Source organism: Halolamina litorea (assembly GCF_026616205.1).
Taxonomy (GTDB): domain Archaea; phylum Halobacteriota; class Halobacteria; order Halobacteriales; family Haloferacaceae; genus Halolamina; species Halolamina litorea.
This window is the reverse complement of record NZ_JANHGR010000001.1, coordinates 840,317-866,391: the sequence shown is the minus strand read 5'-3', so window position 1 is coordinate 866,391 and position 26,075 is coordinate 840,317. Positions and strand designations below refer to the sequence as shown.

At 67.3% G+C, this 26,075-nt stretch carries 29 protein-coding genes; 18 read left to right on the top strand and 11 right to left on the bottom strand.

What is annotated here, in order from left to right; genetic code table 11:
• Window positions 1-10: 10 nt before the first annotated feature.
• Window positions 11-736 (bottom strand): UTP--glucose-1-phosphate uridylyltransferase AglF, encoded by a 726-nt coding sequence (gene aglF, locus NO998_RS04630; protein ID WP_267645897.1) that lies wholly within the window; start codon window positions 734-736, stop codon window positions 11-13.
• A 95-nt stretch (window positions 737-831) separates the two neighbouring features.
• Here aglF and aglM point away from each other — a divergent pair, with 95 nt between their 5' ends.
• The 4 genes from aglM to NO998_RS04610 all read left to right on the top strand — a co-directional run bounded on the left by aglM (window position 832) and on the right by NO998_RS04610 (window position 4,273).
• The gene (aglM, locus tag NO998_RS04625; protein WP_267645896.1) at window positions 832-2,142 is read left to right on the top strand and encodes a UDP-glucose 6-dehydrogenase AglM; all 1,311 of its coding nucleotides are present in this window, start codon (window positions 832-834) and stop codon (window positions 2,140-2,142) included.
• 658 nt (window positions 2,143-2,800) lie between these two features.
• Window positions 2,801-3,724, top strand: coding sequence for an S-layer glycoprotein N-glycosyltransferase AglJ (gene aglJ / locus NO998_RS04620; RefSeq protein WP_267645895.1), 924 nt, complete (start codon window positions 2,801-2,803; stop codon window positions 3,722-3,724).
• A gap of 53 nt (window positions 3,725-3,777) precedes the next feature.
• Window positions 3,778-3,987: a ribbon-helix-helix domain-containing protein gene (locus tag NO998_RS04615; RefSeq protein WP_267645894.1), complete on the top strand. Its 210-nt coding sequence runs from the start codon at window positions 3,778-3,780 to the stop codon at window positions 3,985-3,987.
• A gap of 157 nt (window positions 3,988-4,144) precedes the next feature.
• Window positions 4,145-4,273, top strand: coding sequence for a DUF7503 family protein (locus NO998_RS04610; RefSeq protein WP_267645893.1), 129 nt, complete (start codon window positions 4,145-4,147; stop codon window positions 4,271-4,273).
• A 23-nt stretch (window positions 4,274-4,296) separates the two neighbouring features.
• Here the strand turns inward: NO998_RS04610 and NO998_RS04605 are convergent, their stop codons facing one another.
• Both NO998_RS04605 and NO998_RS04600 read right to left on the bottom strand, forming a co-directional pair.
• Window positions 4,297-6,387, bottom strand: coding sequence for a hypothetical protein (locus NO998_RS04605; RefSeq protein WP_267645892.1), 2,091 nt, complete (start codon window positions 6,385-6,387; stop codon window positions 4,297-4,299).
• 113 nt (window positions 6,388-6,500) lie between these two features.
• Entirely contained in the window at window positions 6,501-7,316 is an 816-nt protein-coding gene (locus NO998_RS04600) for a DUF7409 domain-containing protein (protein WP_267645891.1), read from the bottom strand.
• Window positions 7,317-7,485: 169 nt separating this feature from the next.
• Here NO998_RS04600 and NO998_RS04595 point away from each other — a divergent pair, with 169 nt between their 5' ends.
• The 4 genes from NO998_RS04595 (at window position 7,486) to NO998_RS04580 (ending at window position 11,052) form a co-directional block, all read left to right on the top strand.
• Entirely contained in the window at window positions 7,486-8,352 is an 867-nt protein-coding gene (locus tag NO998_RS04595; RefSeq protein ID WP_267645890.1) for a 3-hydroxyacyl-CoA dehydrogenase family protein, read from the top strand.
• 72 nt (window positions 8,353-8,424) lie between these two features.
• Window positions 8,425-8,724: a hypothetical protein gene (locus NO998_RS04590; protein WP_267645889.1), complete on the top strand. Its 300-nt coding sequence runs from the start codon at window positions 8,425-8,427 to the stop codon at window positions 8,722-8,724.
• Window positions 8,725-8,790: 66 nt separating this feature from the next.
• Complete coding sequence (locus NO998_RS04585) at window positions 8,791-10,584, top strand: acyl-CoA carboxylase subunit beta (RefSeq protein WP_267645888.1); 1,794 nt, start codon at window positions 8,791-8,793, stop codon at window positions 10,582-10,584.
• Between the two features lie 81 nt (window positions 10,585-10,665).
• Window positions 10,666-11,052: a hypothetical protein gene (locus NO998_RS04580; RefSeq protein ID WP_267645887.1), complete on the top strand. Its 387-nt coding sequence runs from the start codon at window positions 10,666-10,668 to the stop codon at window positions 11,050-11,052.
• Here the strand turns inward: NO998_RS04580 and NO998_RS04575 are convergent.
• Window positions 11,049-11,468, bottom strand: a complete 420-nt coding sequence (locus NO998_RS04575) for a DoxX family membrane protein (protein ID WP_267645886.1) — start codon at window positions 11,466-11,468, stop codon at window positions 11,049-11,051. The two genes, NO998_RS04580 and NO998_RS04575, sit on opposite strands and share 4 nt — an antisense overlap.
• A gap of 7 nt (window positions 11,469-11,475) precedes the next feature.
• A complete protein-coding gene (locus NO998_RS04570) occupies window positions 11,476-11,955 on the bottom strand; it encodes a MaoC family dehydratase (RefSeq protein WP_267645885.1) in 480 nt (159 codons plus the stop codon).
• A 208-nt stretch (window positions 11,956-12,163) separates the two neighbouring features.
• Here NO998_RS04570 and NO998_RS04565 point away from each other — a divergent pair, with 208 nt between their 5' ends.
• The 4 genes from NO998_RS04565 to NO998_RS04550 all read left to right on the top strand — a co-directional run bounded on the left by NO998_RS04565 (window position 12,164) and on the right by NO998_RS04550 (window position 16,548).
• Window positions 12,164-12,991, top strand: a complete 828-nt coding sequence (locus tag NO998_RS04565) for a PGF-CTERM sorting domain-containing protein (protein WP_267645884.1) — start codon at window positions 12,164-12,166, stop codon at window positions 12,989-12,991.
• A gap of 190 nt (window positions 12,992-13,181) precedes the next feature.
• A complete protein-coding gene (locus NO998_RS04560) occupies window positions 13,182-13,361 on the top strand; it encodes an HVO_0416 family zinc finger protein (protein ID WP_267645883.1) in 180 nt (59 codons plus the stop codon).
• A gap of 101 nt (window positions 13,362-13,462) precedes the next feature.
• Complete coding sequence (locus NO998_RS04555) at window positions 13,463-15,334, top strand: UvrD-helicase domain-containing protein (RefSeq protein WP_267645882.1); 1,872 nt, start codon at window positions 13,463-13,465, stop codon at window positions 15,332-15,334.
• Window positions 15,331-16,548 (top strand): M24 family metallopeptidase, encoded by a 1,218-nt coding sequence (locus NO998_RS04550; protein ID WP_267645881.1) that lies wholly within the window; start codon window positions 15,331-15,333, stop codon window positions 16,546-16,548. The genes NO998_RS04555 and NO998_RS04550 overlap by 4 nt, the downstream gene beginning before the upstream one ends.
• Before the next feature lie 107 nt (window positions 16,549-16,655).
• Here NO998_RS04550 and NO998_RS04545 read toward each other — a convergent pair whose 3' ends face one another.
• On the bottom strand, window positions 16,656-16,904 hold the full coding sequence (locus NO998_RS04545; protein ID WP_267645880.1) for a DUF7533 family protein: 249 nt from the start codon (window positions 16,902-16,904) through the stop codon (window positions 16,656-16,658).
• Between the two features lie 94 nt (window positions 16,905-16,998).
• Between NO998_RS04545 and NO998_RS04540 the strand changes: the two genes are divergently transcribed.
• The gene (locus tag NO998_RS04540; protein WP_267645879.1) at window positions 16,999-17,592 is read left to right on the top strand and encodes a riboflavin synthase; all 594 of its coding nucleotides are present in this window, start codon (window positions 16,999-17,001) and stop codon (window positions 17,590-17,592) included.
• 10 nt (window positions 17,593-17,602) lie between these two features.
• Here the strand turns inward: NO998_RS04540 and NO998_RS04535 are convergent, their stop codons facing one another.
• A complete protein-coding gene (locus NO998_RS04535) occupies window positions 17,603-17,887 on the bottom strand; it encodes a helix-turn-helix domain-containing protein (RefSeq protein ID WP_267647184.1) in 285 nt (94 codons plus the stop codon).
• A 111-nt stretch (window positions 17,888-17,998) separates the two neighbouring features.
• Between NO998_RS04535 and NO998_RS04530 the strand changes: the two genes are divergently transcribed.
• The 3 genes from NO998_RS04530 to NO998_RS04520 are packed head-to-tail and all read left to right on the top strand — an operon-like array spanning window position 17,999 to window position 21,063.
• Window positions 17,999-18,313: an EMC6-like membrane protein gene (locus NO998_RS04530; protein WP_267645878.1), complete on the top strand. Its 315-nt coding sequence runs from the start codon at window positions 17,999-18,001 to the stop codon at window positions 18,311-18,313.
• Window positions 18,313-20,127, top strand: a complete 1,815-nt coding sequence (locus tag NO998_RS04525; protein WP_267645876.1) for a ribosome biogenesis/translation initiation ATPase RLI — start codon at window positions 18,313-18,315, stop codon at window positions 20,125-20,127. The genes NO998_RS04530 and NO998_RS04525 overlap by 1 nt, the downstream gene beginning before the upstream one ends.
• Before the next feature lie 57 nt (window positions 20,128-20,184).
• Window positions 20,185-21,063, top strand: coding sequence for an ATP-grasp domain-containing protein (locus NO998_RS04520; RefSeq protein ID WP_267645875.1), 879 nt, complete (start codon window positions 20,185-20,187; stop codon window positions 21,061-21,063).
• A gap of 6 nt (window positions 21,064-21,069) precedes the next feature.
• Here the strand turns inward: NO998_RS04520 and NO998_RS04515 are convergent, their stop codons facing one another.
• Complete coding sequence (locus NO998_RS04515) at window positions 21,070-21,417, bottom strand: Hsp20/alpha crystallin family protein (RefSeq protein ID WP_267645874.1); 348 nt, start codon at window positions 21,415-21,417, stop codon at window positions 21,070-21,072.
• 122 nt (window positions 21,418-21,539) lie between these two features.
• On the opposite strand from NO998_RS04515, the gene NO998_RS04510 reads away from it, so the two are divergent.
• The gene (locus NO998_RS04510; protein ID WP_267645873.1) at window positions 21,540-22,772 is read left to right on the top strand and encodes a phosphoglycerate kinase; all 1,233 of its coding nucleotides are present in this window, start codon (window positions 21,540-21,542) and stop codon (window positions 22,770-22,772) included.
• Between the two features lie 132 nt (window positions 22,773-22,904).
• Here the strand turns inward: NO998_RS04510 and NO998_RS04505 are convergent, their stop codons facing one another.
• The 3 genes from NO998_RS04505 to NO998_RS04495 form a co-directional block, all read right to left on the bottom strand.
• Window positions 22,905-23,936: a type II glyceraldehyde-3-phosphate dehydrogenase gene (locus tag NO998_RS04505; protein ID WP_267645872.1), complete on the bottom strand. Its 1,032-nt coding sequence runs from the start codon at window positions 23,934-23,936 to the stop codon at window positions 22,905-22,907.
• Window positions 23,937-24,026: 90 nt separating this feature from the next.
• The gene (trxA, locus tag NO998_RS04500; RefSeq protein WP_267645871.1) at window positions 24,027-24,431 is read right to left on the bottom strand and encodes a thioredoxin; all 405 of its coding nucleotides are present in this window, start codon (window positions 24,429-24,431) and stop codon (window positions 24,027-24,029) included.
• An 80-nt stretch (window positions 24,432-24,511) separates the two neighbouring features.
• A complete protein-coding gene (locus NO998_RS04495) occupies window positions 24,512-24,850 on the bottom strand; it encodes a rhodanese-like domain-containing protein (protein ID WP_267645870.1) in 339 nt (112 codons plus the stop codon).
• A 142-nt stretch (window positions 24,851-24,992) separates the two neighbouring features.
• Here NO998_RS04495 and NO998_RS04490 point away from each other — a divergent pair, with 142 nt between their 5' ends.
• The gene (locus NO998_RS04490) at window positions 24,993-25,937 is read left to right on the top strand and encodes an aminopeptidase (protein ID WP_267645869.1); all 945 of its coding nucleotides are present in this window, start codon (window positions 24,993-24,995) and stop codon (window positions 25,935-25,937) included.
• Window positions 25,938-26,075: the final 138 nt, after the last annotated feature.

The window sequence follows — 26,075 nt, the reverse complement described above, 5'->3', positions numbered from 1 at the left end:
ATAGCTAAGGTTAGGCGGCGCTCTCTTCAGTCTGCAACCGCTCCTCCGCCTCGTCCCGGTCCTCTGGATACCCGACGTCGATCCGCCACCCTTCCATCGGGATCGCGTCGATAGTTCGCCCACTCTTGATCAGCAGATCGATTGCGTCAGAGAGCTCGTACTCGTCACGATCGGATGGCTGGACCAATTTACACGCGTGGAAGATCGCCGGCGAGAAGGTGTAGAAGCCGGTCATCACCAGATTGCTCGGCGGATCCTCGGGCTTCTCCACAACTTCTTGGATCTCGCCGTAGTCGTTCGTGTCACAGACGCCGTAGCGACTCGCCTCCTCATACGGCACCTCTTCGACGAGGAATGCCGCGTCGGCGCGATCCTCCTGCTGTCGGCTCACCACGTCCTCCAAGTTCGCTTGGAAAATGTTGTCGCCTAGCATCAGCATGAAGTCCTGATCGACGTGCTCCTCCGCCTTCAACAGCGCATGAGCCAGTCCGTCCTGCTCGCGCTGGTGGGCGTAGGTGATCGGCACCCCCTCGAACTCGTCGCCGAAGTGGCTGATGATGTTCTGTTTCTTGTAGCCGACGATGACCACGAGCTTCTCGGTACCGAGCTCTACCAACTGCTCAAAGCAGTGCGTAAGAATCGGTTTACCGGCCACTTCGACCATTCCCTTCGGTTTATCCTCAGTCAGCGGGCGGAGACGCGTTCCCTCGCCAGCCGCGAGAACTACTGCTTGCATGGTTCTGACTTGCCGGGGCGTACTCAAATACCTTTAGCAAACCCTTGAGATCACAGACGAAACCGATTATCACCCTCGACTACCATCACAACCGTATGAACGTATCCATCGTCGGCTCTGGCTACGTCGGCACCACCATCGCCGCCTGCTTCGCCGATCTCGGCCACGGCGTCGTCAACATCGACATCGACCAGTCGATCGTCGACGCCATCAACGCCGGCGACGCGCCGATCCACGAGGAGGGCCTCCCCGAACTCGTTGACGCCCACGCGGGCGCCGACGGCACCGGCCGCCTGCGCGCGACCACCGACTACGACGCCGTCCTCGACACCGACGTGACGTTCCTCTGTCTCCCGACGCCGCAGGCCGAGGACGGGAGCATCGACCTCTCGATCATGCAGGCCGGCGCCGAACAGCTCGGCGAGACCCTCCGCGAGAAGCAGGATCGCCACACCGTCGTCGTCAAGAGCACCGTCGTTCCCGGCACGACCGAGGAGCGCATCGCTCCACTCCTGCAAGAACCGAGCGAGAACGAGGATGGCGCCGATGTCGGCGTCGGGATGAACCCCGAGTTCCTTCGAGAAGGCACGGCAGTCCACGATTTCCGTCACCCCGACAAGGTTGTCCTCGGCGCCGACGACGACGGGACATTGGCCGACATGCAGCGTGTATTTGCGCCACTACTCGACGAACACGACGCGCCAGTCGTCGAGACCGACACTCGAACTGCCGAGATGACGAAGTACGCGAACAACGCCTTCCTCGCGTCGAAGATTTCCCTGATCAACGACCTCGGGAACATCTGCAAGCAGTTCGGCATCGACGCCTACGAGGTCGCCGACGCGATCGGGCTTGACGACCGAATCGGCGAACAGTTCCTCCGCAGTGGGCTCGGCTGGGGCGGCAGTTGCTTCCCCAAAGACACTCGCGCGATCATCCACGCCGCCGAGGAGACGGGCTACGAGCCGCCGATGCTCCACGCCGCGATCGAGGTCAACGACGGTCAGCCCGAACGCCTACTCGACCTCCTCGACGAACACCTCGACGTCGACGGAAAGCGCGTCGCCGTGCTGGGACTCGCGTTCAAGCCCGGCACCGACGACATCCGGAACGCGCGCTCGATCCCCGTGATCGAGGGCCTCCAGAAACGGAACGCCTCCGTTGCCGCGTATGACCCCGTCGCCGCCGACGAGATGCGCGAGCGGTTCCCCGAGATCGAGTACGCCGCCAGTGCCGCCGACGCTCTCGACGGCGCCTGCGCGGCCCTGATCGTCACGGAGTGGGACGAGTTCTCCGCACTCGACGAGGAGTTCGAGGCGATGGCACGAAAGCTCGTCGTCGACGGCCGCCGCGTCGATCTCCCCGTAGAGGAGCGCGGGCTGGAGTACGAGGGCCTCACGTGGTGAATTGAGTAGCCAATCTGGAGGCCTGACGTTCGTCAGCAGTCTCAAGCAACCTTGCTGTCTAGTGGGTGAGCAGGCGTCATAGTCAGCAAGAGGAAGTATTCTGCTGACTGAGCGCTCCTTGTCCCTTGATCCGGAACTTCATAATCGGATTCCGGCCCCGCAAGTGCTGTCCCTGTGGGTATCTACAGATGAATACTGCCGCTGGCGTCGTCGCCCACGACGCCGGATTGTCAATAGTCGACTATACAGCGGGTACAAGACTCTACGGCGATGTTTTCGCGAGTCAGTCGAGACACGCCGAATTCCAAAACCGCACAAGGGGAACCGATTATGAAGCGTTTGCCTCCTGATTTCGCGCCGTGTGCCAGCCATCGATATTTGCGGAATTACCTGCCTTCGCACTCGTAGAGGCATCTTTCGCTTGATTCCCGTCTCGAACGGGACGATCCTGATTAGCGTTTCCACGAAGTTTGATACACTTCTTGCGGGGATACTGGCCGATTATGACGGTCCGTAGCAGGCGTTTCACGGGTATCCGGGTTTCATAATCGCCCCTCGTCATGCGGTTTCCCCTAATTTGGGGACACCAACACTTCCCGAGAAGCCCTCACTCCAAGTAGAAGCCTTTTCACACCGCCCCCAACCACACGAACACGAGATGCCCGACCGCGAGTCCGTCACCGTCCTCCTGCCCACCTACGACGAGGCCGCCACCATCGGCGACTGCGTCGACGACTTCCGGGCGGAGGGGTTCGACGACGTGCTCGTGATGGACGGCGACTCCGACGACGACACGCGCGAGCTCGCCCGTGAGGCAGGCGCACGCGTCGAGATACAGTCGGGGGCCGGCAAGGGCCAAGCGGTCCGCGAAGCGGTCCGCGAGCACATCGACCGGGAGTACGTGCTGATGGCCGACGGCGACGGGACCTACCTCGCGGAGGAGGCGGACCGGATGCTCGCGCCGCTGGACGACGGCTACGAACACGTGATCGGCGATCGGTTCGCCGACATGGAGGAGGGGGCCATGACCCGGCTGAACCAGGTCGGGAACAAGCTCACCAACCGCCTGTTCAGCCTGATCCACGGGGAGGCGTTCGAGGACATCCTGAGCGGGTACCGGGCGTTCAGCCGAAGCTCTTTCGGCCGCCTGCGGCTCTCGGCGGACGGCTTCGGCATCGAGACGGAGATGGCCGTCGAGTGTGCCAAACACGACATCCCGACGACCGTCGTGCCGATCACCTACCTCGAACGGCCGGCGGGGTCGAACACGAACCTCCACCCGATCAGGGACGGGAGCATCATCTTCCTCGAACTGTTCCGGCGGGCGAAGACGAACAACCCCCTGTTCTACTTCGGCAGCGTCGGCGTCGTGTCCGGGCTCGCGGGGACGCTGATCGCCGCGTACGTCGCCGTCGAGTGGTTCATTTATGAGATTCCCCACCAGATCTGGGCGCTCGCCGGCGCGGCGGGGATCCTGCTGGGGGTGCAGCTGCTCATGTTCGGCGTGCTCTCGGACCTGATCCTCACGCTGCACCGCGAACAGCTCGACCGGATCGAGGCCATCGACGAGGACGGGGCGTGAGCCCGTGGGCCACGGCCGGCGCGTTTTTCCGCGCTCGCACCCGAGACACGGGCATGACCGACTACACGACCGTCTCGATCCCGACCGAACTCGCCGACCGAGTCGACGAGACGATCGAGGGGACCAGCTTCTCGAGCACCAGCGACCTCGTTCGGTTCCTGCTGCGCAGCATCGTCATCAAGCACCAACAGCGCGGCGAACTCACCGAAGCGGAGTTCGACGAGATCGCCGAGCAGCTCGAGGACCTCGGCTACCTGGGGTAGGTCGGCCGCCGGGACCGGGCGTCGTCGACGCCACGACGGGATGACCGGCGCCACGGGGCGTCACGGGCTGTCGGCGGCATTGCGGACTTATCAACGCATGGTATCAAACTGAATAATATCTAAGGGTAAGTATAGCGACCCGATTGTGTGTAATGTAATGAGCGAACTCAAGTCGTTCCTCGCCGACAACCCGAAGATGATGGGCGTACTGTTCACGATGATGCTGTTCCTCTCCCAGGCCGGGAGCGTCGTCGCCGACTCGGGCCACGCGATCTCGGGCCCCTGAACCGTCGAACGAGGTCCTGTCAGTTACAGCGGCGGTGAGTTGGACCAGTGGATCTGGCCGTCGTACTTCGTGAGGTCACCGTCGACAGCCTGTAGCAGTTCTTCGCGGTTCGAGTAGCTGACTTCCCCGATCAGCCCCGGGACCAGATGTTGTCGGGAGTCATCGCCGATAGAGAGCGACGCCATCGACCCGACACTGAGGTCATTGTCGGGGTAGGCGTACACCGATACGTCGTACGCCGAAGTCGATTCTTCGATCACCGTCAGCATCGCCCCGATCCCCTGTCCCTGTACGATGTCGAGGTCACCGTCACCGACCACGGAGTACTGTCCGCCGACGAAGGACTGTTCGCTGGCGACAGAAAGTGCCGCGTTGAGGGGGAAGCCGTGGTTGAGTAGCTTGACCATCGCCTTCCCGACCCGCGTCGCCCCGCTGTTGACGACCTCGGTGACGGTGACGATGCCGCCGACGGCACCGCGTTCGAGCATCGCCATCCCCTGGTCGTAGGACGCACAGCCGTTGAGGAAGAACGCGTCGGCGCCGACGAAGTCGACGTCGCGAACGTCAAGCCTGCCGTCCGAACACTCGAAGCCGTCGGGTTCGACGTGGCCGACGTAGTGGAGGAACTCCCGTTCGGTCTCGATGACGGCCTTCAGCCGGTCTGTCGTGAGGTTCCGGTACACGCGGAGGTCGAACGGGAACTCGGCGTCGTCGCCGTACACGTCCGCGGCCACGTCGCCCTCCTCGGTCATCCCCTCGTCGTTGACGACGACGGTGACGCCGATCTCCTCGGAAGGGGTGTGTTCGAGCCCGTTCCGGTAGCCGTCGATCGACGCCTTCGTGGCGCCGACGGGGACGCCGTCGTCGGCCCAGACGGTCTCGAAGGCCTCGGTCGGTTCGGGGTCGACGAGGTCCGGAAGCGGTCCCTCTGGGGCCTGTGCACGGGCGTCGCTCGTTCCCGCAGCGCGGGTCGGCGCCTGCAGCGTTCGTGCGTCGACTCGACCGCCGGCACGGGCGAAGTCGAACAGGGAGTCAGTCTGGACCTGCTGTGCGGTGGTCGGCTCGCCCGTCGGCGTGCGGATGGTGGCCAGGTCGTCGAGCAGGTACGGGAGCAGTTCGACGTTCTCGGGGTTCGGGGCGATGTAGCCCGCCGTCTTCCACTCCGGGATACAGTCGGCGACCTGTTCGTAGGGGACCGAGAGGTACGCGTCGAGACGTTCCGAGAGCGACCGATCGTACAGGTCCGCCCAGTCGAGGTCGACACGGGCGTCGACGGTCTCCCGCTCGGCCAACTCGATCCCGTAGAACCCCTCGGTCCGGGCGACACAGTCGAACAGGAGCGTCTGTTCCAGCGTCTCCGCGACGGTACGCTCGAACCCGCCCGGCCCGTCCAGTCGATAGCTGAACCCCGCTTCGCCGACGACCTTCGGGACCGACCCCGGCACGATTTCGGCACCGAGGTAAAACGCGAGCGGGGCGACGGGGTAGAGAAAGCGCAGTTGCGGGGGGATCTCGACGTGGACGCCGGCGTCGGCGGCGCTCATCCCGTCCGGGATCGAGAGTTCCTCACCGAGCTCGATCTCCGGCGGGTGGCCACGGAGCGTCGGGTAGGACCGCTCGACGGACGTGGTCTTCAACGACGAGGAGAGCGCCGACAGCGCCCGCATCATCTCCTCGGGCTTCTCGGTCGTCGTGATGGTTCCCGCCGGGTGGTTGTGCCGCGACCGGGCGGCGACGAACAGGTCGCCGTCCGTGCCGATGGTCGTCGCCATCCCGTTGGTCTCGACGGTGAGCGAGCCCTCGACGCGGACGTAGAGCTTCACGGGCTGTTCGAGTTCGACGAGGTACTCGCCGGCGGGCAGTGAGAGTTCGTCGACGCGGTCTAACTGGCCGACGACGCTCCCCTCGCCGTTGCGCACGATCGTGGCGACGTAGCTCGCGAGGGTCACGCTCTGGGTACTGATCCGGGCTGCGGCGTCGACGGGGAAGTAGAAGCGGTTGGTATCGACCGACTCCGCGCTCGCGGCGTCGGGCATTCGCAGGACACACTGGCGTTGCTCGATGCTGTCCGTGACGTGGAGTTCCGTTCCCCGGGTCGCGATACTGATCCTCATTGGCGGGTCACTCCCGTGCTGCCGAGCCCCCGGACCGCGTCCTCGGCGTTGTGCATCTATCTATCGATGCTGATTCTGCGAGTATAAAGCCTTCGCGACGGGGGACTTCCGTATCAGTCGGCCATCTCGCTGGCCTCGCGGTGCCAGCGGCGGAGTCGCTGCTCGTCGATTCCGGTCACGTCCGAGAGGAGTTCCGGGCTGGCGGTCGCGAGCGACCGAACCGACGTGACGCCGGCTTCGGCGAGCTGGTCGGCGGCTTCCGCGCCGATCCCCGAGAGTTCGGTCAGCGGGGTGGGCTTGGATCGCTCGCGCCACGCGGCCTCGGCGGCCAGCGGGTCGCCGCTCCCGTCGGCAGTCGCCGAGGGGGCGTCGTCGGCCTCGGCCGTCGCGTCGGCGACCCACGCCGCTTCCCCGTCCTCGTCGACCGCGCCGTCGTCGGCCGTGCCGTCGTAGATGCGCTCGATGGAGAGGTCCTCACGGTCGGTGGCGTCGGCGATCCACGCCGCCTCCTCGTCCTCGGTTCGGTCGTCGGAACTGTCTTCCGCAGAGGCTGGGGAGGGTTCGGCGGTTTCGGCGCTCTCGTCGGGGTCGTCGGTCTCGCCGATCCCGCTCGAGGCCACCCACGCGGCCTCCTCGTCCTGCAGGCCGCGGACCTGCGTGGACCGCCGGTCCAGATCCCCGTCGTTGTTGAACGACCACGCCAGCGAGTGGTGCCGGCGGATCTTCGCCGCGACGCCGGGGTTGATCCCGGCCTCGAGCAGCATCCGGTAGGAGACCTCCTTGTCGGCGACCGCCTGCCCGGAGAACTCGGCCCCCTCGATCGCCGTCGCCGTCGCCGGCCCGACGTACTTCAGGTCGGTCGGGTCGGCGACCGCTCGACGCTCGGTTCCGTCGACATCGGCCATGAGGTGTTCTAGCAGACGGGTCACGGATCTACGTTAGTCTCGTGGCCAAAGACACTTGAAGGTTTGTGTGTGCCTAACGGCGCTTTACGGCAGTAAGAGGCCTCCTAACTGCCGAATCCCTGCCCCCGAACGAGGGTCGCGCCGTCGGGCGGTTGTCGCTATCCTTACAGTGCTCCCGGGCCGAGCGCCGACCATGCACGCACTGGAAGACGTGGAGACCGTCGGCGTCGTCGGCGCCGGGACGATGGGCGCGGGTATCGCACAGGTCGCCGCCACGGCGGGCTACGACGTGGTGATGCGGGACATCGAACAGTCGTTCCTCGACCGCGGCTTCGACACCATCGAAGACTCGCTCTCGCGGCTCGTCGCCCGGGACGACCTCACCGAGGACGAGGCCGCCGCCGCCGAGGACCGAATCACGGGCACGACCGACCTCGCGGACCTCGCCGACGCCGAGATCGTCGTCGAGGCCGCCCCGGAGGACATGGAGCTCAAGCAGTCGATCTTCGCGGACCTCGACGACGCCCTCGACGAGGGGACGCTGCTCGCGACCAACACCTCGACGCTCTCGATCACGACCATCGCGAGCGCGACCGAGCGCGCCGACGCCGTCGTCGGCCTGCACTTCATGAACCCCGTCCCGATCATGGCCGGCGTCGAGATCGTCACCGGCGAGCGCACCGCCGACGAGTCCACCGAACTGGCTCACGCTTTCGCCGAGGACCTCGGGAAGGAGACGTGGGAGTCCGACGACAAGCCCGGATTCGTCACGAACCGCATCCTCATGCCGTGGATCAACGAGGGCGTCCGGGCCTTCGACGAGGGCGTCGCCGAGAAGGAGGACATCGACCGCGGGATGACGCTGGGCACGAACGTCCCGATGGGCCCGCTCGAACTGGCCGACCACATCGGCCTCGACGTGTGTCTCCACGCCAGCGAGACACTCCACGAGGAACTCGGCGACCGCTACACGCCCGCCTACCTGCTCAAGCGGAAGGTCGAAGCCGGCGACCTCGGGAAGAAGACCGGCCGCGGCTTCTACGACTACGGCGAGGAGTAGCGGACAGATCGACGCGATCGACGCGTCCCGGCCACAACCGGTTTTCCCGCAGCCGTCGAACGGACAGCCGAGATGACTCGGAACGACGACGGCTCGATGGTCGAGAAGGTCAACGAGAAGGTCCGCGACGCCCGGCAGTCGCTCGCGTCGGAGTTCGACGACGAGGACGAAGAGTCGACGCTGCCGCTGCTGGAGGAGCCAGACGGGAAGCGTGACGGCTCGTGGTGGGAGGAGAACGTCCGGGAGCTCAGGGAGGCGATCGAGACGTACATACGCAAGCTCGAGCGCGACGACGACCCCCACACGGAGCTCCGGCTCAAGCTGGAGGCCGCCCACGACCTGCTACCGGAGGGGAACGACAGCGGCTACTGAGACCGACCCGAGGACGCCGGCCGCACTTTCGGACCCTTTTTGCCCCGTTCGGCCGACGGCTCCCCCATGCACGTCCGCATCGGCGACGGCGCCACCGACGACGAAGCGTCGGCGGTCGCCGCCGCGCTGGCCGAACATCTCGGCGTCGACATCGAGGTGCTGGTCGGCGACGCCGACGAACCCGCGGCGACGGCCGCGGCCCCGGAGACGGAGTACCCCCTCGACGACGACCTCGGCCCCACCGAGCGCGAGGAACGCCTGCGCGAGGAGATCGAGGAGATCCTCGGCGGCGGCCCCGAGAAGTACAAGGAACGGCTCCCCGAGCAGGGCAAACTGTTCGTCCGCGACCGGCTGGACCTCTGGTTCGGCGAGGACGGCGACGGTGGCCCCGGCGACGCCGACCGCGAGGGCGCCGCCGACGGGATCCAGTTCGAGGACGGGAAGTTCGCCGCCTTCGACGAGTGGCACCCGGACTCCCCCGAGGTCGAGGAGTACGACGAGGGAACGCGCCTGCCCGGCGACGGCCTGCTCACCGGCGCGGCGACGTTTCAGGACCGCGACGTTCACTGGATGGCCAACGACTTCACCGTCAAGGCGGGGTCGATGGCCGGCCGCGGCGTCGAGAAGTTCCTCCGGATGCAGCAGCGCGCGCTCAAGTCCGGGAACCCGGTGCTCTACCTGATGGACTCCTCCGGGGGCCGGATCGACCAGCAGAGCGGCTTCTTCGCCAACCGCGAGGGGATCGGGAAGTACTACTACAACCACTCGATGCTCTCGGGCTACGTCCCGCAGATCTGCGTGCTCTACGGGCCCTGTATCGCCGGCGCGGCGTACACGCCCGTCTTCGCGGACTTCACGATCATGGTCGAGGGGATGTCCGCGATGGCCATCGCCTCCCCGCGGATGGTGAAGATGGTGACCGGCGAGGAGATCGAGATGCAGGACCTCGGCGGCCCCGCCGTCCACGCCAAACACTCCGGCAGCGCCGACCTCGTCGCGAAGGACGAACGGCAGGCCCGCGAGTACGCCGCGAAGCTGATGGAGTACCTCCCGGACAAGGCCGGCGAGAAGCCGCCGCGCTCGGAGCCGGAGAACCCCAAGTTCTCCCCCGAGGGGATCGACGAGGTCGTCCCGGAGAACCCCAACAAGGCCTACGACGTTCACGACCTGCTCGACCGGATCTGCGACGCCGAGTCCGTGTTCGAGACCAAGCCCGAGTACGGGAAGGAGATCGTCACCGCCTTCGGAAAGATCGACGGCCGACCGGTCGGGATCGTCGCCAACCAGCCCAACCACCGCTCGGGCGCGATCTTCCCCGACGCCGCCGAGAAGGCCGCGGAGTTCATCTGGACCTGCGACGCCTACGAGATCCCGCTGCTCTACCTCTGTGACACGCCCGGCTTCATGGCCGGCTCCGGCGTCGAGAAGGACGCCATCCTCGAGAAGGGTAAGAAGATGATCTACGCCACCTCCTCGGCGACGGTGCCCAAACAGACCGTCGTCGTGCGCAAGGCCTACGGCGCCGGCATCTACGCGATGGGCGGCCCGGCCTACGACCCCGAGAGCGTGATCGGGCTCCCCTCCGGCGAGATCGCGATCATGGGGCCCGAGGCGGCGATCAACGCCGTCTACGCCCGGAAGCTCGACGAGATCGACGACCCCGAGGAGCGCGCCGCGCGCGAGCAGGAACTCCGTGAGGAGTACCGACAGGACATCGACGTGCACCGGATGGCCAGCGAGGTCGTCATCGACGACGTGGTGCCCCCCTCGACGCTCCGACAGGAGCTGGTCAACCGCTTCGCGTTCTACCAGGACGTACAGAAGGAGCTGCCCGACAAGAAACACGGCACCGTCCTGTAAGCGGTTCCGACGTTTCCCGCCGGCTAACCGCGATAGCCGGCGGGTACTCTTCTCGGGGGACGCCGACCGCTCGACCGAACGATGGTCGACGGTCACCTCCCCCCGCCGCCGGACACCGAGCGATCGACCGCGTCGTACCACCGCTGGATGGACGCGCGTACACGGACGCTGTGGGTGCTCGCCGCGCTCGCGATGGTCCTCGACATCGCCCTCACGGGCGTCGGGCTCTCGATCGGGCTCGCCGAACGGAACCACGTCGCCCGCGTGTTCATCGACGAGTTCGGCCTCCTCCGTGCGGGGCTGTTGCTCAAGGGGTTCGCGCTCGCCGTCGGCTACCTCGCGTGGCGGCTGCTTCCCCACCTCGACGGCAACGCACACCGCCACCGCTACTTCGTCCCGCTCGGGCTGGCGCTCCCCTCGTGGGCGGCCGTCGGGATCAACGCGGTGACGATCCTCTCGGTGAGCTAGTCCGCCAGCGTGTCGAGCAACACGACCCACGCGAGCGCGGTCAGCCCCACGTCCCGGATCAGCACGTCGACGAACGCGCCGTCGATGACGGCGACGACCGCGAGGTAGGCCACCGTCGCCGGGAGCGAGACGGCCGCGACGGCCGTCGCGGGCGCGACGTAGCGGTCGACCAGCAGGAGGACGCCGACCAGAACCTCCGGCGGACCGTTCAGGAGCATGAACGTCGTCGGGCTCACGAGCAGCCACGGCGCCAGCCAGTCCGTGACGTAGAGCGCCCACGCGCCCGGGTCGAGCAGCTTGTGGACCCCCGCGAGCACGAGCATCGACCCGAGGCCAAGGCGGGCGACGGCCGCGGTGTCGGTACGCTCGACGACGGGCGCGAGCCAGCGCCGGAGCGTCGCGGTTACCGGGTCCATCGACGCCTCACTCGGCGTGCTCGCGTTTCAGGCTCAGCGCGGTGCGGTCGAACTCACAGACGAGCGTGTCGCCGTCCGGGCCGTCGCCGTCCTCACTCACCTTGTAGGCCTCGACGTGCATGGTGACGACGCCGCGCTCGCCGTCGCTGGTCTCGCGCTTGTCGGTGACCGTCGACCGGGCGTAGAGCGTGTCGCCGTGGTAGACCGGGTTGGGGTGCTCGACGTTGTCGTAGCTGAGGTTGGCGACGATGGTGCCGTCGGTGGTGTCGGGGATCGAGAGCCCGACCGCCAGCGACATCGTGTAGAGGCCGTTGACCAACCGGCCGCCGAACTGGGTGTCGGCGGCGAACTCGGCGTCGAGGTGGAGGGGCTGCTGGTTCATCGTCATGTCGCAGAACGACTGGTTGTCCGCTTCGGAGACGGTGCGGCGCTTCGCGTGCTCGATGGTCTCGCCGACCTCGAACTCCTCGTAGTAGCGTCCGGCCATAGCCCTCGGGTCGGCCGGTCGGCGCAAAACCCTGCCGGCTCGTGCCGATTCGTCGCACGACTCGCGTGAGCGATTCACACGACTCAGCCCCCGAGGACGCCGGTTTCACGACAGGTACCTGAACCGTGGCCCCAGCCGTTATCCGTGTGGCTCGAGTCTGGTCACAATAAGCGGGCAGTCCGGGATGTGGGGTGCCCGTCCAGTAACTATGAACACGAAACTCCGAACACTGGCGCTTGTCGCGATCGTCGCGCTCGGCGCCGTCGTCGGTTCCGTCGCCGCCGCATCGAACCCCTCGATCAGCGCGTCGTCCGCGGCGCCCGAGGAAACGTCGACTCACACCGCGACGCTGACGGTGGGTAACACCTCCACGGGCTCGCTCAACGGCTTCACGCTCGACTACTCCAACGCCGGGATGAACGTGAGCAACGTCGGCGTCGAGGACGTCGTCGCCGTCGGGATCGACGAGGGTGACGACAGCTCCGGCGCCGCCATCGACCAGGACGTGTCCGACGACATGGACTCCGTCCAGCACAGCAACAACGGCGGCACGCTGACGCTCAAGTTCGGCGGCTCCTACAGCCTCAACACTGGCGACGAGGTCGTCGTCCAGATCGAGACTGTCGAGAACCCCGCCGCGGGCGACTACCAGGTCAACCTCGACATCAACCCCCAGAGCAGCGGGGGCGACGGTGACGCGACCCTGACCATCGAGGAGAGCACGTCCTCGTCCGACGAGACCGAGACGGCGACGCCGACCGAGACGATGACCGAGGCGCCGACCGACACGGCCACCGAGGAGCCGATGGACGACTCCACCGAGGAGCCGACCGAGACCGCCTCCTCCGACGACGGCAGCAACTCGATGGACGAGACTGACGCGCCGGACGACAGCGACTCGTCCGACGACAGTGACTCCTCCGACAGCAGCAACTCCTCGGACGAGACCGAGACCAGCGGCCCCGGCTTCGGCCTCGCCCTGACGGTCCTCGCCCTGATCGGCGCGGCCTTCGTGGCGAACCGACGCGGGAACTAAGCGGTAATCGGCGCGGTTCGCGGCTTTCTTTCGGACGAGCAACGACCCCGGAGCGGCGGCGCCGTTCGGGAAGAACCACCCGACAGCGTCGACGTTCGTCGGCGCCCACGGAGGGGGTCCGGCCATGTGGATAAGTAGTGTGGCATGGGGGCACAAGATTTACCTAGTAGTGTGGCATACTGTGGCATGCATGGCGACGTCAGAGCAGCACTCCGCCGACGAACTGTTCGACGAGTTCCTCGAAGACCGGGGCCACGAGACGGAGGCGCCGGGCTGGGAGGAGTCATATAACAAGAAACAGTGTCCGGACTGCGGCGGACTTCACGAGTCCGCCGCGATGGAGTGTTCGGTCTGCGGGTGGCGGCCGTAGCCCGTCCGCGTCGTCCCCCTACCCTTCCTGACGTACTGAGCCGTCCGTCCAGCGTCCGCTGAACCCTCCTCCTTATTGTCGACCGGGCCTTGTCACCGGTAATGACCGAAACGGACGCCCACGTGACGCGCCTGTTCGGTGGGCCCGGGAGCGGGAAGACGACCGCGCTCCTCGACCGAGTCGAAGAACTGCTCGAGGAACCGGACGTGACCGTCCGCGACGTGCTCGTCGTCTCCTACACTCGCGCGGCCGCCGCGGAGATCCGCGAACGCCTCGCCGAGCGCCTCGACACGACCCCCCGAGCGCTGCAGGGCAACGTCGCGACGATGCACGCGAAGGCCTACGAACTGCTCGACCTCTCGCGGGGCGACGTCGTCGGCGAGAGCGACAAGGAGGAGTTCTGTGAGGACTTCGGCATCGAGTTCGAGGACGAGAAGTCCGGCGCCGGCCGGCGGACCGCCCGGTCGACGACGCTCGGGAACAAGGTGATCGCGACCTCCCAGTGGCTCCAGCGGACCGACCGCGACGTTGCCGACTGGTACGACGTCCCGTTCAAGTGGGACGTGGAGGAGGTGCGGCTCCCGCCGGAGATCGACCCCAACGCCCAGGAGGGGAACAAGTACACCCCGACGTGGTCCTCCGACGACGACCGCCTCGACGTGCCCGAGGCGATCCGTGGCTGGCGCAACTACAAGGGCGAACAGGGGATCATCGGCTTCGCGGACATGCTCGAACGGGTCGCCCAGCGCTCGCTCCAGCCCGGTGTCGACTACCTCATCATTGACGAGTTCCAGGACATCACGACGCTGCAGTCCCGGGTCTACGAGGAGTGGAAACCCCACCTGAAGAAGTCCCTCATCGCCGGCGACGACGACCAGGTCGTCTACGCGTGGCAGGGCGCCGACCCGGACCTGCTGCTCGACGAGGACGTCGACGAGGACGTGGTGCTGCCCAACTCCTACCGACTGCCCTCGCGCGTGCTCAACGTCGTCAACAAGGAGATCCGCCACATCGACAAGCGACAGGAGAAGGACCTCCGGCCCCGCAAGGAGGGCGGCGCCGTCGAGGCCGCCGAGTCGCCGTCGATGCTCGAACTGGTCCGGAACGTCCGTCACACGATCGAACAGGAGAACGCCCGCGAGGACGGCGACGGCAGCGTCATGCTGCTGTTCCGGGCGCGCTACCAGATGTTCGACTTCGTCGACGAGTTCATCGGCGAGGGGATGCCGTTCTCCTCACTCACCGACCAGCGGCTCTGGACCGACCGACTGACCGACTACGTCCGAGCGATCGAGTCCGTCTCCCAGGGCGAGCGCCTCACGGCGCTCCAGGCCCGACGGCTGGCGGACATCCTGCAGGACTCGGCGTTCGGTAGCGGCGAGCGCGACGACCTCTACGACCTGATCGACGATCTGGAGGAGCAGGCCGCGACCGACGACCTCGCGGAGATCCCGGTCGCCCCCGACGCCGTCGAGGACGCCGTGCCGTTCATGCCCGGCCCCCGCAGCGCCGCCGACATGGCCCGGAAGATCACCTCCTTCCAGCGCAAGTCGATGAAGGCGTACTTCGAGGGCGACTACCGCGGGATGGATCCCGACCGCGTCCGCGTCGGCACCATCCACTCCTCGAAGGGTCGTGAGGCCGACCACGTGTTCGTGGCGACCGACCTGACCGAGAAGGTCGTCGAGCAGATGGCCGCACAGGCCGACCAGCAGGGGCTGGAGACGCCGGGCGACGAGGAGTTCACCAAGAACACCGACCCCGTGCCGATCCTGACCGACAACGAGCGCCGTGTGTTCTACGTCGGGATGTCCCGTGCTCGCGAGCGCCTCGTCCTCATGGAGAACCTCGTCACGGGAGCGCCGACGCTGCCGATCAGCGTGCTCCTGTTCGACGAACTTCGCGAGGACCCGCCCGGGGAGCTGATCGCGGAGGTACAGGAGGAACTCGACACCCCCGAACCCGAGCCATGAGCGGGCTGGCGCCGGGCGCACCCGAGGTCGCCGCGGACCATCCGGAACCCCCACAGACTGACCTCTCGCCGATTGCCGACGCAGTCGAGGACGCCGGCGCCGCGGGGTTCGTCGCCGTCGGCGACCGCTTCGCCGACGACGTTCGGTACCTCTCGCGGTTCGGCGGGCCGGACCGTGACTACGCGGTCGTCGTGACCGCCGACCGTGCGGCCCTCACCGCGCCGGGGCTGTTCGACGAACAGGCCGAGACGGAGTTCGTCGACGCCGCGCCGGACGACGGCGTCGCCCGCGAGGTCCGGACGGAGGGCCAGCGCGGCCCCGCCGGCCGCCGCGCGGCGAACGTGCTCGACGACCTCGCCGACGCCGACTCGGACACCGTGCTCACACCCGCGGACATCCCCCACGACGCCGCGCTCTACCTCGAAAACGCCGGCTACGAACTCTCTTCGACGACGGCCGTCGACGACGCGCGCCTGACGAAAACCGAGGCCGAACTGGCCTGTCTCAGCCGCGTGCAGGCGGTCACCTGCCGCGGGATGGCCCGAGCCGAGGCCGTCCTCGCGGCCGCCGAACCTGACGGCGACGACCTGCTGTTCGAGGGCGAACCGCTCACCACCGAGATCCTCCGCCGCGAGGTCGACGCCGAGATGGCCAGCCACGGCATCCGGAGTGCCGGCAACACCGTCATCGGTTCCGGATCGACCGCGGCGGACCTCCACTACACCGGGATCGACCACATCGCGCCGGGCGAGACGGTCCTCCTCGACATCTCCCCCCGTGGGCCACACGGCTACTACGGCGACCTCACCAGAACGTTCGTCGTCGGCAGCGACGGCGGCTGGGAGCGTCGTGCGTTCGTCGCCGTCGAGGCCGCCCACGAGGAGGCGCTCACGAACGTCGAGGCGGGCGCCACGGCCGGGACGGTCCACGAGGAAGCGGCCGCCGAACTCACCGCTCACGGCTTCCGGATCGACTCCTCGGAGGTGGGTTTCACCCACGGCGTCGGCCACGGCGTCGGGGTGAGCCTCCACGAGGGGCCGTCGCTGCGTGCGGACACTCCGCTTCAGGCCGGCAACGTCGTCACGATCGAGCCGGGCGTCTACGACCCCGACATCGGCGGCGTTCGCATCGAGGACCTCGTCGCCGTCACCGAGGACGGGTACGAGCGACTGGCGAGCTATCCGGTCCGGTTCACGCCGGTCAACGCCGAGTAGCCCCACTGGATCTTTTCACGGAGAACGCGCCCAGAGAGCCTGTCGTGTCGTCGTCGATCCGGCTGTCGGGCCGGTCGGTGCTGACGAACGGCCGGCCGGTCGCCGGCCTACTCCTCCTCTTCCTCCTCGGGCTCGGCGACGACGCCTCCGACGGCGCGCTCGACGACCTTCCCGGGGAGGTCGCCGGGGGTCGTCAGGTACCGTGGGAGCAGCACCATCAGCACCGCGACGGCGAGGAAGGCGGCACCGAACAGCGTCTCGCCGCCGAGCAGTCGCTCGAGGGCGTAGATCCCCAACGGAATCGCGAACACGAGGCTGGCCGCCATGCCGACGGTCTCCAGCAAACCGAGTCGCATCGCTCCCCCGTAGGCGGTCGGGGGGCAAAACCCTCCCGGCGTCACGGATTCGGGAGTGGAAACGCTCTTGAGACGCCGCCGCGGAGGAGCGGGCGTGTTCACCGGCATCGTCGAGCGGACGGGCGAGATCACGGACGTAAGCGAGACCGAGGACGGGCGACGGCTCACCGTCGCGGCGTCGGGGCTGGACGACCTCCACCACGGCCAGTCGGTCAGCGTCAGCGGCGTCTGTCTCACCGTCGAATCGTTCGATATCGACGAGGAGTGGTTCGAGGTGTTCCTCGCCGCCGAGACCGTCGAGAAGACCTACCTCGGCGAACTCGGCGTCGGCGACGCCGTCAACGTCGAGCGCGCGCTCCCCGCGGACGGCCGCTTCGACGGCCACGTCGTCCAGGGTCACGTCGACACGACTGCGACCGTCGAAGCCATCGAGCAGGTCGGGGAGGACTGGCGCTACACGTTCTCGCTGCCCGAGGCGATGAGTCAGTACGTCGTCTCGAAGGGGTCGATCGCGGTCGACGGGATCAGCCTCACCGTCGCCGAGCGCGGGGCGGAGAGCTTCGAGGTCGCCATCATCCCGGCGACGCGCGAGATCACGACGCTCTCGGAGAAAACCGTCGGCGATCCAGTCCACTTGGAAGTGGACGTGATGGCGAAGTACGTCGAACGGATGGTCGAGGGGTACTGAGCCGAAGCGATCAGTCGGCCTGCCCGGAGCAGGCCTCGGCGCCGCCGTCGGCCTGAACTGGCTCGGGCGGGTTCAGCTGGTAGAGGTTCTGGCGCGCGTCGGCGAAGTAGACGTCCTCGTCGACGACCCCGATCCCTTCCAGCCGTTCGAGCGCGTAGCGGACGGTTCGCGCGGAGAGCATCGACTCCTCGACGATCCCCTTCTGGGTCAGCGGGCCGTCGTACTCGAGTACTTTGAACACGAGCTTGGCACTTGGCGGGAGGTCGTCGAGCCCCTCCCCATCAGTATCGGTCATCATTACGAATCGAAACCTCCACGGTGATAAAGTCTTCGTGGACTGGTGACGCGGACCAGCATCGGCGGCCCAAGCGAACCCCTTTTGTCGGCGGATCACGGAGTCTTCGGCATGGCTACGGAGAGTTCTCGCGGGCTTTCGGACCACATCCGCGGGGTAACCGTCACGACACTCGCCTGTCTGGCGGGCATCGCCGCCACCGTCGTGAGCGCGATGGTGATCGGCATCGACCCCGCGTCGATGGTGACACGGGACCAGCTGGCGGTGGTCGCGGCGTTCGTCGTCGTCCAGTATCCGATCCTCTATGCGGTCGGGGTCGACATCTCGGAGTTCGGCCTGAAGGACAACCTCTACGTCGCGTTCATGACGTTCGCACTCTGGTTCCTGAGCTACACCGTCGTCCTCTCGACCGGAGTGACCTTCTGATGTCGAGTGACAGTATCGCGGTCGTCGACCTGGATCGCTGCCAGCCCGACCGGTGCAACTACGAGTGTCAGAACTTCTGCCCGCCCAACCGGACGGGCAAGGAGTGCATCACGCTCCGGGGCGACGACGCCGCCGAGGGCGACCCCGACCAGATCCACATCTCCGAGGAGATCTGTCTGGGCGAGACCTGCGGCATCTGCGTCGAGAAGTGTCCCTTCGACGCGATCGAGATCATCAACCTCCCCGCCGAACTCGAAGCGGAGCCGACCCACCGCTACGGCGACAACGCCTTCGCGCTCTACGGCCTGCCGACCCCCGAGCCGGGGAAGGTCACCGGGATCCTTGGCCCGAACGGGATCGGGAAGTCCACCGCCGTCCACGCGCTGGCCGGCGAGATGGTCCCGAACCTCGGCGAGTACGAGGGCGAGACCGACTGGGAGGCCGTGCTCGACCGCTACCGCGGCACCGAACTCCAGAACTACCTCGAAGGGCTCATCGACGGCGATATCGCCGTCGCACGGAAGCCCCAGTACGTCGACCAGATCCCCAAGCAGTTCGACGGGAAGGTCCGTGAGCTGCTCGAACAGACCGACGAGCGCGGCGAACTCGACTACCTCGTCGACGAACTCTCGATCCGCCCCGTCATGGATCAGCGGATCGACTCCATCTCCGGCGGGGAGCTCCAGCGCGTCGCGCTCGCGGCGACGCTGGCTCGGGACGTCGACTTCTACTTCCTCGACGAGATCACGCCCTACCTCGACATCAGCCAGCGGATGACCGCCGCACGGCTGATCCAGGAACTCGCCGAGGAGGGCGACCGCTCGATGCTCGTCGTCGAACACGACCTCGCCATTCTCGACCTTCTGGCGGACACGCTCCACATCACCTACGGGGAGCCGGGGGCCTACGGTGTCGTCACCGACCCCAAATCCGTCCGCAACGGGATCAACGAGTACCTCGGCGGCTACCTCGACAACGAGAACATGCGGATCCGTCCCGAGTCGATCACCTTCGAGGAGCACGCCCCGCGTACGTCGAGCAAGGGCCAGCCTCTCGTCGAGTACCCCGACCTCCACAAGTCCTACGGCGAGGGCGAGTTCTCGCTCGACGTGGAGGGCGGCACCATCTACGAGTCGGAAGTGCTGGGCGTCGTCGGCCCGAACGGGATCGGGAAGTCGACGCTGGCGAAGCTGTTCACCGGCGCGCTCTCGCCCGACGAGGGCGAACTCGACACGGAACTGGACATCGCCTACAAGCCCCAGTACATCGAGATCGACCAGCCGATGCGCGTCGACGCGTTCCTCTCGTCGATCACCGACGACTTCGGCTCCTCGTACTGGAACACCGAGATCGCCCAGCCGCTCCAGTTGGAGCGGATCATGGAGCAGAACCTCGATGACCTCTCGGGCGGGGAGCGCCAGCGCGTCGCCATCGCGGCGTGTCTCTCCGAGGACGCCGACCTCTACCTCCTCGACGAGCCCTCGGCGCACCTCGACGTCGAACAGCGCGTGCAGGCCACGTCGGCGATCCGACGCTACACCGAGAACCACGACGCGACGGCGATGGTCATCGACCACGACATCTACATGATCGACCTGCTGTCGGACCGCCTGATGGTGTTCGACGGCGAACCGGCCCACCACGGGACCGCCCGGCCGCCACAGGAGATGCGCGCCGGCATGAACGACTTCCTCGCGGACCTGGACATCACGTTCCGCCGCGACGAGCGTACGGGCCGCCCGCGGATCAACAAGCCCGGCAGCCAGAAGGACCGCGAACAGCAGCGCGCCGGCGAGTACTACTACTCGGGCTGAGCCGTCCACGGCTCCGGAACCACCCGACTATTTCTCCACCCGCCCGTAGCACCGGGCATGCTCCGTCTCGCCGTCGCCACCCAGCAGGAGACCTACGAGCGGATCCGCGAACCCCTCGCCGAGCGGGGGATCGAAGTCGTCGCGCTACAGGCGAGTGAACGCACGCTCTCGCTCACCGACCCGGACCTCCCGAGCGTCGACGCCGGCCTCGTCTTCCCCTCGCGGCTGATGGAGGGCGGGGCGGTTTCGGCCGCGCTCTCGGTCCCGTGGGTGAACGACCGTGAAGCCATCCTCACCTCGCGCAACAAGGCCGGCGTGCTCGCTGCACTCGCGGCCGCAGGGGTACCCGTCCCCGAAACGACGCTCGTCTCCAACCCCGTCGACGACGACGCCGTCGCGGCCGCGGCCGAGGAGCTCCAGCGCGGCTCTGAGGCGGACTCGCTCGTGATCAAACCCAACTCCACCACCCGCGGCGTCGGCGTCGCCCGCGTCGGCGACCCCGACTCGCTGCTCGGAGTGACTGACTACCTCGATCTGGTCCACGACTTCCGGGCGACCGGTGACCGCTCGTACCTCTTGCAGGAGTACCTCCCCGACGCGCGAGACTACCGGGCGATGATCGTCGACGGCGAGTACGCCGGCGCCGTCGAGCGCCGACTCCCCGAAGAAGCGACCGAGGCGGGGAAGTGGAAACACAACGTCCACCGCGGCGCCGTCGCCGAGGGCGTCGACCTCCCCGCAGAGGCCCGCGAACTGGCCGAGCGCGCGGCCGACGTGCTCGGCATCGACTACCTCGGCGTCGACCTACTGGAGACCGACGACCGACTGGTCGTCAACGAGACCAACGCCCGGCCGACCGTCGACGATGCGACGAAGTACGAGCCGGGGTTTTACGACCGACTGGCCGGGGTGATCGAGAAAACCGCGGAGCGCTGAGCGCCGTCAGGAGAGGTCGATGTCCGCGGCGTCGTCGAGTTTGTCGAAGGTCACTTCGAGCACGCCGTTGTTGAACGTCGCCTCCGCGGAGTGTTCGTCGACGCGGGAGGGGAGCCGGACCCGCTCGTGGTAGTCGCCGGCCTCGATGGTGAGCGTCTCGCCGTCACACTGGAGGGACACGTCGTCCTTGCTCGCGCCCGGGAGGTCCGCGACAAGCCGGAGTTCGTCGCCCTCGTCGAAGGCGTCGACGTGGCTGTCGGTACCGCCCTGTTGTGGGTCGCCCCCGCCACCCATCATCCGCTCGATTTCGTCGAAGATGTCCCCGAACGGGTCTTCGCGGTCGTCCCTACGCATGTGTGCTGGTACACTAGCGCAGGTCAAAAGCCTTCTGTCGGTGGCGGGAACCCGCCGTAGCCGGTCGGCTTCGGGGCGCGAACCGGTCAGTTTGAAGTGCGCTACGGTCCAAGGCCGCGACGATGGTTTCTTTCGCGACGCTCGATGCGTTCTCCGAACGGTTCTCGGAGGCCCGAGTTCTCGTCCGACTCGACCTCAACTCCCCGATCGAGGACGGAACCGTACAGGACAACCGCCGCTTCGAGCGCCACGCCCGCACCGTCTCGGAGTTGGCCGACGCCGGCCACCGGGTGATCTGTCTGGCCCACCAGGGTCGCCCCGGCCGCGACGACTTCACCCACCTTGACCAGCACGCCGCCGTCCTCGGCGACCACATCGACCGGCCCGTCCGGTACGTCGAGGACGTCTGCGGGTCGGCCGCCATCGAGGCGATCGAGGACGCCGACGCCGGCGAGGTGCTGTTGCTCGACAACGTCCGGATGGCCGAGGACGAACTGGCCGACTGCGAACCCGCCGAGCACGCCACGTCGCGGCTGGTCCGACGCCTTGCCGAACCCGCCGACGCGTACGTCAACGACGCCTACTCGGCGGCCCACCGTGGCCACGCCTCGCTGGTCGGCTTCCCGTTCGTCCTGCCGTCCTACGCCGGCCGCGTCATGGAGACGGAGTACGAAGCCAACTCGGCCATCGCCAGCCGGGAGTTCGAGGGGGACGTGACGATGGCCGTCGGCGGCACCAAAGCCACCGACGTGATCCACGTCATGGACGCCATCGGCGACAAGGTCGACTCGTTCTGTCTGGGGGGCATCGCCGGCGAACTGTTCCTCCGGGCGGCGGGTCACCCCGTCGGCGAGGACGTCGGGGGCAGCGACCGCTTCGACGAGCAGTGGGCCAGAAACGAGGAGCTGATCCGCTCGGTGCTCGAGGACCGCGGCGATCAGATCCACCTCCCGGTCGACTTAGCCTACGAGGGCACCTACGGCGAGCGCGCGGAGGTCGAACTCTGGGAGGTCGACCAGAAGCGCACCGCGTTCCTCGACGTGGGGTCCGAGAGCATCGACGCCTACCGCGACATCGTCGCCGACAGCGAGGCCGTGTTCGTAAAGGGCGCACTCGGCGTCTTCGAGGACGAACGCTTCGCGGACGGCACCGTCGGCGTGCTCGAAGCCATCGCCGACACCGACTGCTTCTCGGTCGTCGGCGGCGGCGACACCTCGCGGGCCATCGAGATGTACGGACTGGCAGAAGCGGACTTCTCACACGTCTCCATCGCCGGGGGCGCCTACATCCGCGCGCTCACGGGTGAGCCACTGATCGCCGTCGAGACGCTGCGGGAACACCGCCCCGACGCCTAGCGTTCGACCCTGATCGTCGTCGGCTCGGGTGAACTGACCTGCCTCAGGCGCCGTTCGACCCCGTTCCCGGTTCCGGCGGCGACGCGATAGCTCGCTCGGGTACAGGCTCCAAAGGGTGAAAACGGGCGCTGATTACCGCTCGAACGCGCGACCGAGGCCCATGCCGAGGGTCTCGTCGGTGGTAGCGATGCTCTCTGCCTGTTCGGCGGAGTCGGTGATCGCACGGATCGCGTCCACGTTCTCGGGGACCACGTCGGACTCCTGGTGGATCGCCTGGAACAGGTAGAGGTCGTTGCCCCGGACCGCGATGGACTCGCTCCAGATCGAGTTCTCCCACACGTCGCCCCGGGAACGCCCGGAGTCGAGGGCGAACTCCTTGAGCTTCCCCGAGCCGTCGATGCCGGCGGCCTCGGGGATCAGGAACAGTCGGGACTCCTCGGCGAGCAGGTCACGCACCTCGTCGGCGTCCACGTCGCTCTCGAGGGTGACGTTGACCGAGTGCATGTGCATCAGCGTCGCCGGCACCTTCAGCCCGAGCGTGTCGATGTCGATGTCGGGGAAGATGGTCTTCACGTCCGGGCCGTGGTGGCTCGGCAGCGAGACGGGGTCGGGGAGGATGTCGTCGATGGGACCGCGGCCGGTCTGGCCGGGGTCGCCGCCGCGGCGCACCAGCGTCACGCGGGCCTTGTCGACGCCGTACTCCTCGCGCAGCGGCGCGAGCAGTCGGGACAGCCCGGTCGTGTTGCAGGAGACCACGCGGACGTGGTCGGCGCCGACCGCGTCGTCGTAGTTCGCGCGGGCGTTGAACGACGTGTCGGCCACGTCGGCGTCCTCGCCGCCCTGATAGATCGCGGGGGTGCCGTGGGCTTCGTAGACCTCGCGGTTCTGGGCGCCGATGCCGCTGGGCGTGGCGTCGACGATAGCGTCGGCGGCGCTCACGAGGTCGTCGAGGTCGCCGGCGACGGGGATGCCCGCCTCGTCGAACAGTTCACGGCGCTCCTCGACGGCCGCGTAGAGGTCGAACCCCTTCGAGACGGCGGTCCCGGCCTCGAAGTTGGGGGAGGTCTTGGCGACCCCGATCACGTCCATGTCCCGCTGTGCGACAACCGCGTCAGCCACGCGCTTCCCGATGGTGCCGTAGCCGACCACACCGACTTTGGTCATACCTCCTCATCGGGGCGCTTCCTGATAAGTAGGCGGCGGTTCACTCGCGGTCGTTCGCGTGCGGTCGAGTCAGCGTGGTTCGGAGTCCGATCAGGCCCCGGTGTGGGAGGCGATCAGGCTCCGCAGCTGGGACTCGTTCTGCATGCCCACGAGTCGTTCGACCGGCTCGCCGTCGGCGAACAGGATCAGGGTCGGGACCCCGCGGACGCCGTACTCCGCAGCGAGCTGCTGGTTCGCGTCCACGTCGACTTTCGCCACCGCGGCGTCGGTCTCCTCGGCGATGGTCTCGACGACCGGTTCGAGCATCTGACACGGGCCACACCAGTCGGCGTAGAAGTCCACCAACACGACGCCGTGTTCGTCGGCGGTCGACTGGAGGTCGCCCGCCCCGTCGATATGGATCGGCGAGGTCGGGGTACCGGCGCCGTCACCGGACTGTTTCGCTTTCAGGTCTTCGAGCTTCTTCTCGCGGATCTCGTCGAGGTCTTCTGCCATACCTACCCTTTGTGACTGCTCGAACTTAGTTGTTTTGCACAGTTCGACCAATACCGGACGGGCGACACTCCCCGAGGGGTCTACGCCGACGCAACGGTACCCGCGGTGGGTGCCTCCCAGTTGTTGATCCCGCCGCGCATCGCTTTGGCGTCGAAGCCGTGTTCACGGAGTCGCTGTGCGGCGACCGCGGCGGTGGAACCGCTGAAACAGACCACCGCGATTTCGGCGTCCGACGGCAGTTCAGACGCCGATACGTCGAGTCCGATGAAGTTCCCGCCTTTGAGTTGGTCGTAGATCGGGAGGCTGTGACTCCCCTCGATGTGGGCTTCCTCGTAGCTGTACGTCGGCCGGATGTCGAGGACGTAGAGGTCGTCGTCACGGGCACGAACGGTCTCGGGAGCGACCACGGTATTGGACATTACGTGCAAATCCACGCACTCCGACGGTATGAACTTCACGCGAGAATCGGTACCACGGACCGTCCGCCGTGGAGAGGATGGCGGGACGGGGCGCCGACCGCTCCCCGCAAGACCTATTCTGCCCTCCGGCGAACCCGGGAGCGTGAACGACCTGCGAAACGCCGCCGAGACGGCCATCCACCAGTGTCTCGACCTCGGAGCCGAGGAGTCGATCGCGATCGTCACCGACGACGAGCGCCGTCCGATCGCCGAGGCGCTCTACGAGGTCGCCGCCGAGATAACCGACGACGCGACGTTCCTCCAGTACCCGCCGGGCGACCAGCACGGCCAGGAGCCGCCCGAGCCGGTCGCCGCGGCGATGAAGGCCGCCGACGCCTTCCTCGCGCCAACGACGCGGAGCCTCTCTCACACCCGGGCGCGCTCGGACGCCTGCGCCGCGGGCGCCCGCGGTGCGACCCTCCCCGGGATCACCGAGCGCGTGATGGTCGCCGGCCTCGACGCCGACTACGAGGCCATCGCCGGCCACTGCCGGGACGTCCTCGAACAGGTCGAGGGCGCCGACGAGATCCGCGTCACCAGCCCCGCCGGCACCGACATCACCTTCGACATCGGCGAGCGCGAGTGGCACGACGACACCGGGATGGTCCGAGAGGCCGGCAGCTTCTCGAACCTCCCCGCGGGCGAGGTGTTCGTCGCACCGGCGGACGCCACCGGCACGTTCGTCGTCGACGGCACGATGATGCCCCACGGCCTCCTCGCCGACGGGCAGGAGCTCAGTTTCGAAGTCGAGGACGGCCACGTCACCCACATCTCCGACGACGCGATCCGTGCCGACGTGGAGGAGGCGAGCACCGAGGTCGGGATGGCCGCGACCAACCTCGCCGAACTCGGCATCGGCACCAACGTCGGCGTCAACGAACTCGTCGGCTCGGTGTTGCTCGACGAGAAGGCCGCCGGAACCGTCCACATCGCCATCGGCGACGACGCCTCCATCGGCGGCGAGACGGAGGCACCGATCCACCTCGACGGTATCCTCCGGGAGCCGACGGTGTACGCCGACGGCGAGTCGATCACGCTGCCCCGATAGCGCCGACGGTACGTTTTAGACCGGGCGGCTCGCTAATCGTTCTCAATGGCTCCCTCCGCGGCGACGTTCCTCGACCTGCTCGGCGGCCACCTCGACCGTCGCATCCTCGAACTCACCGACGAGGAACCGCGATCCGTC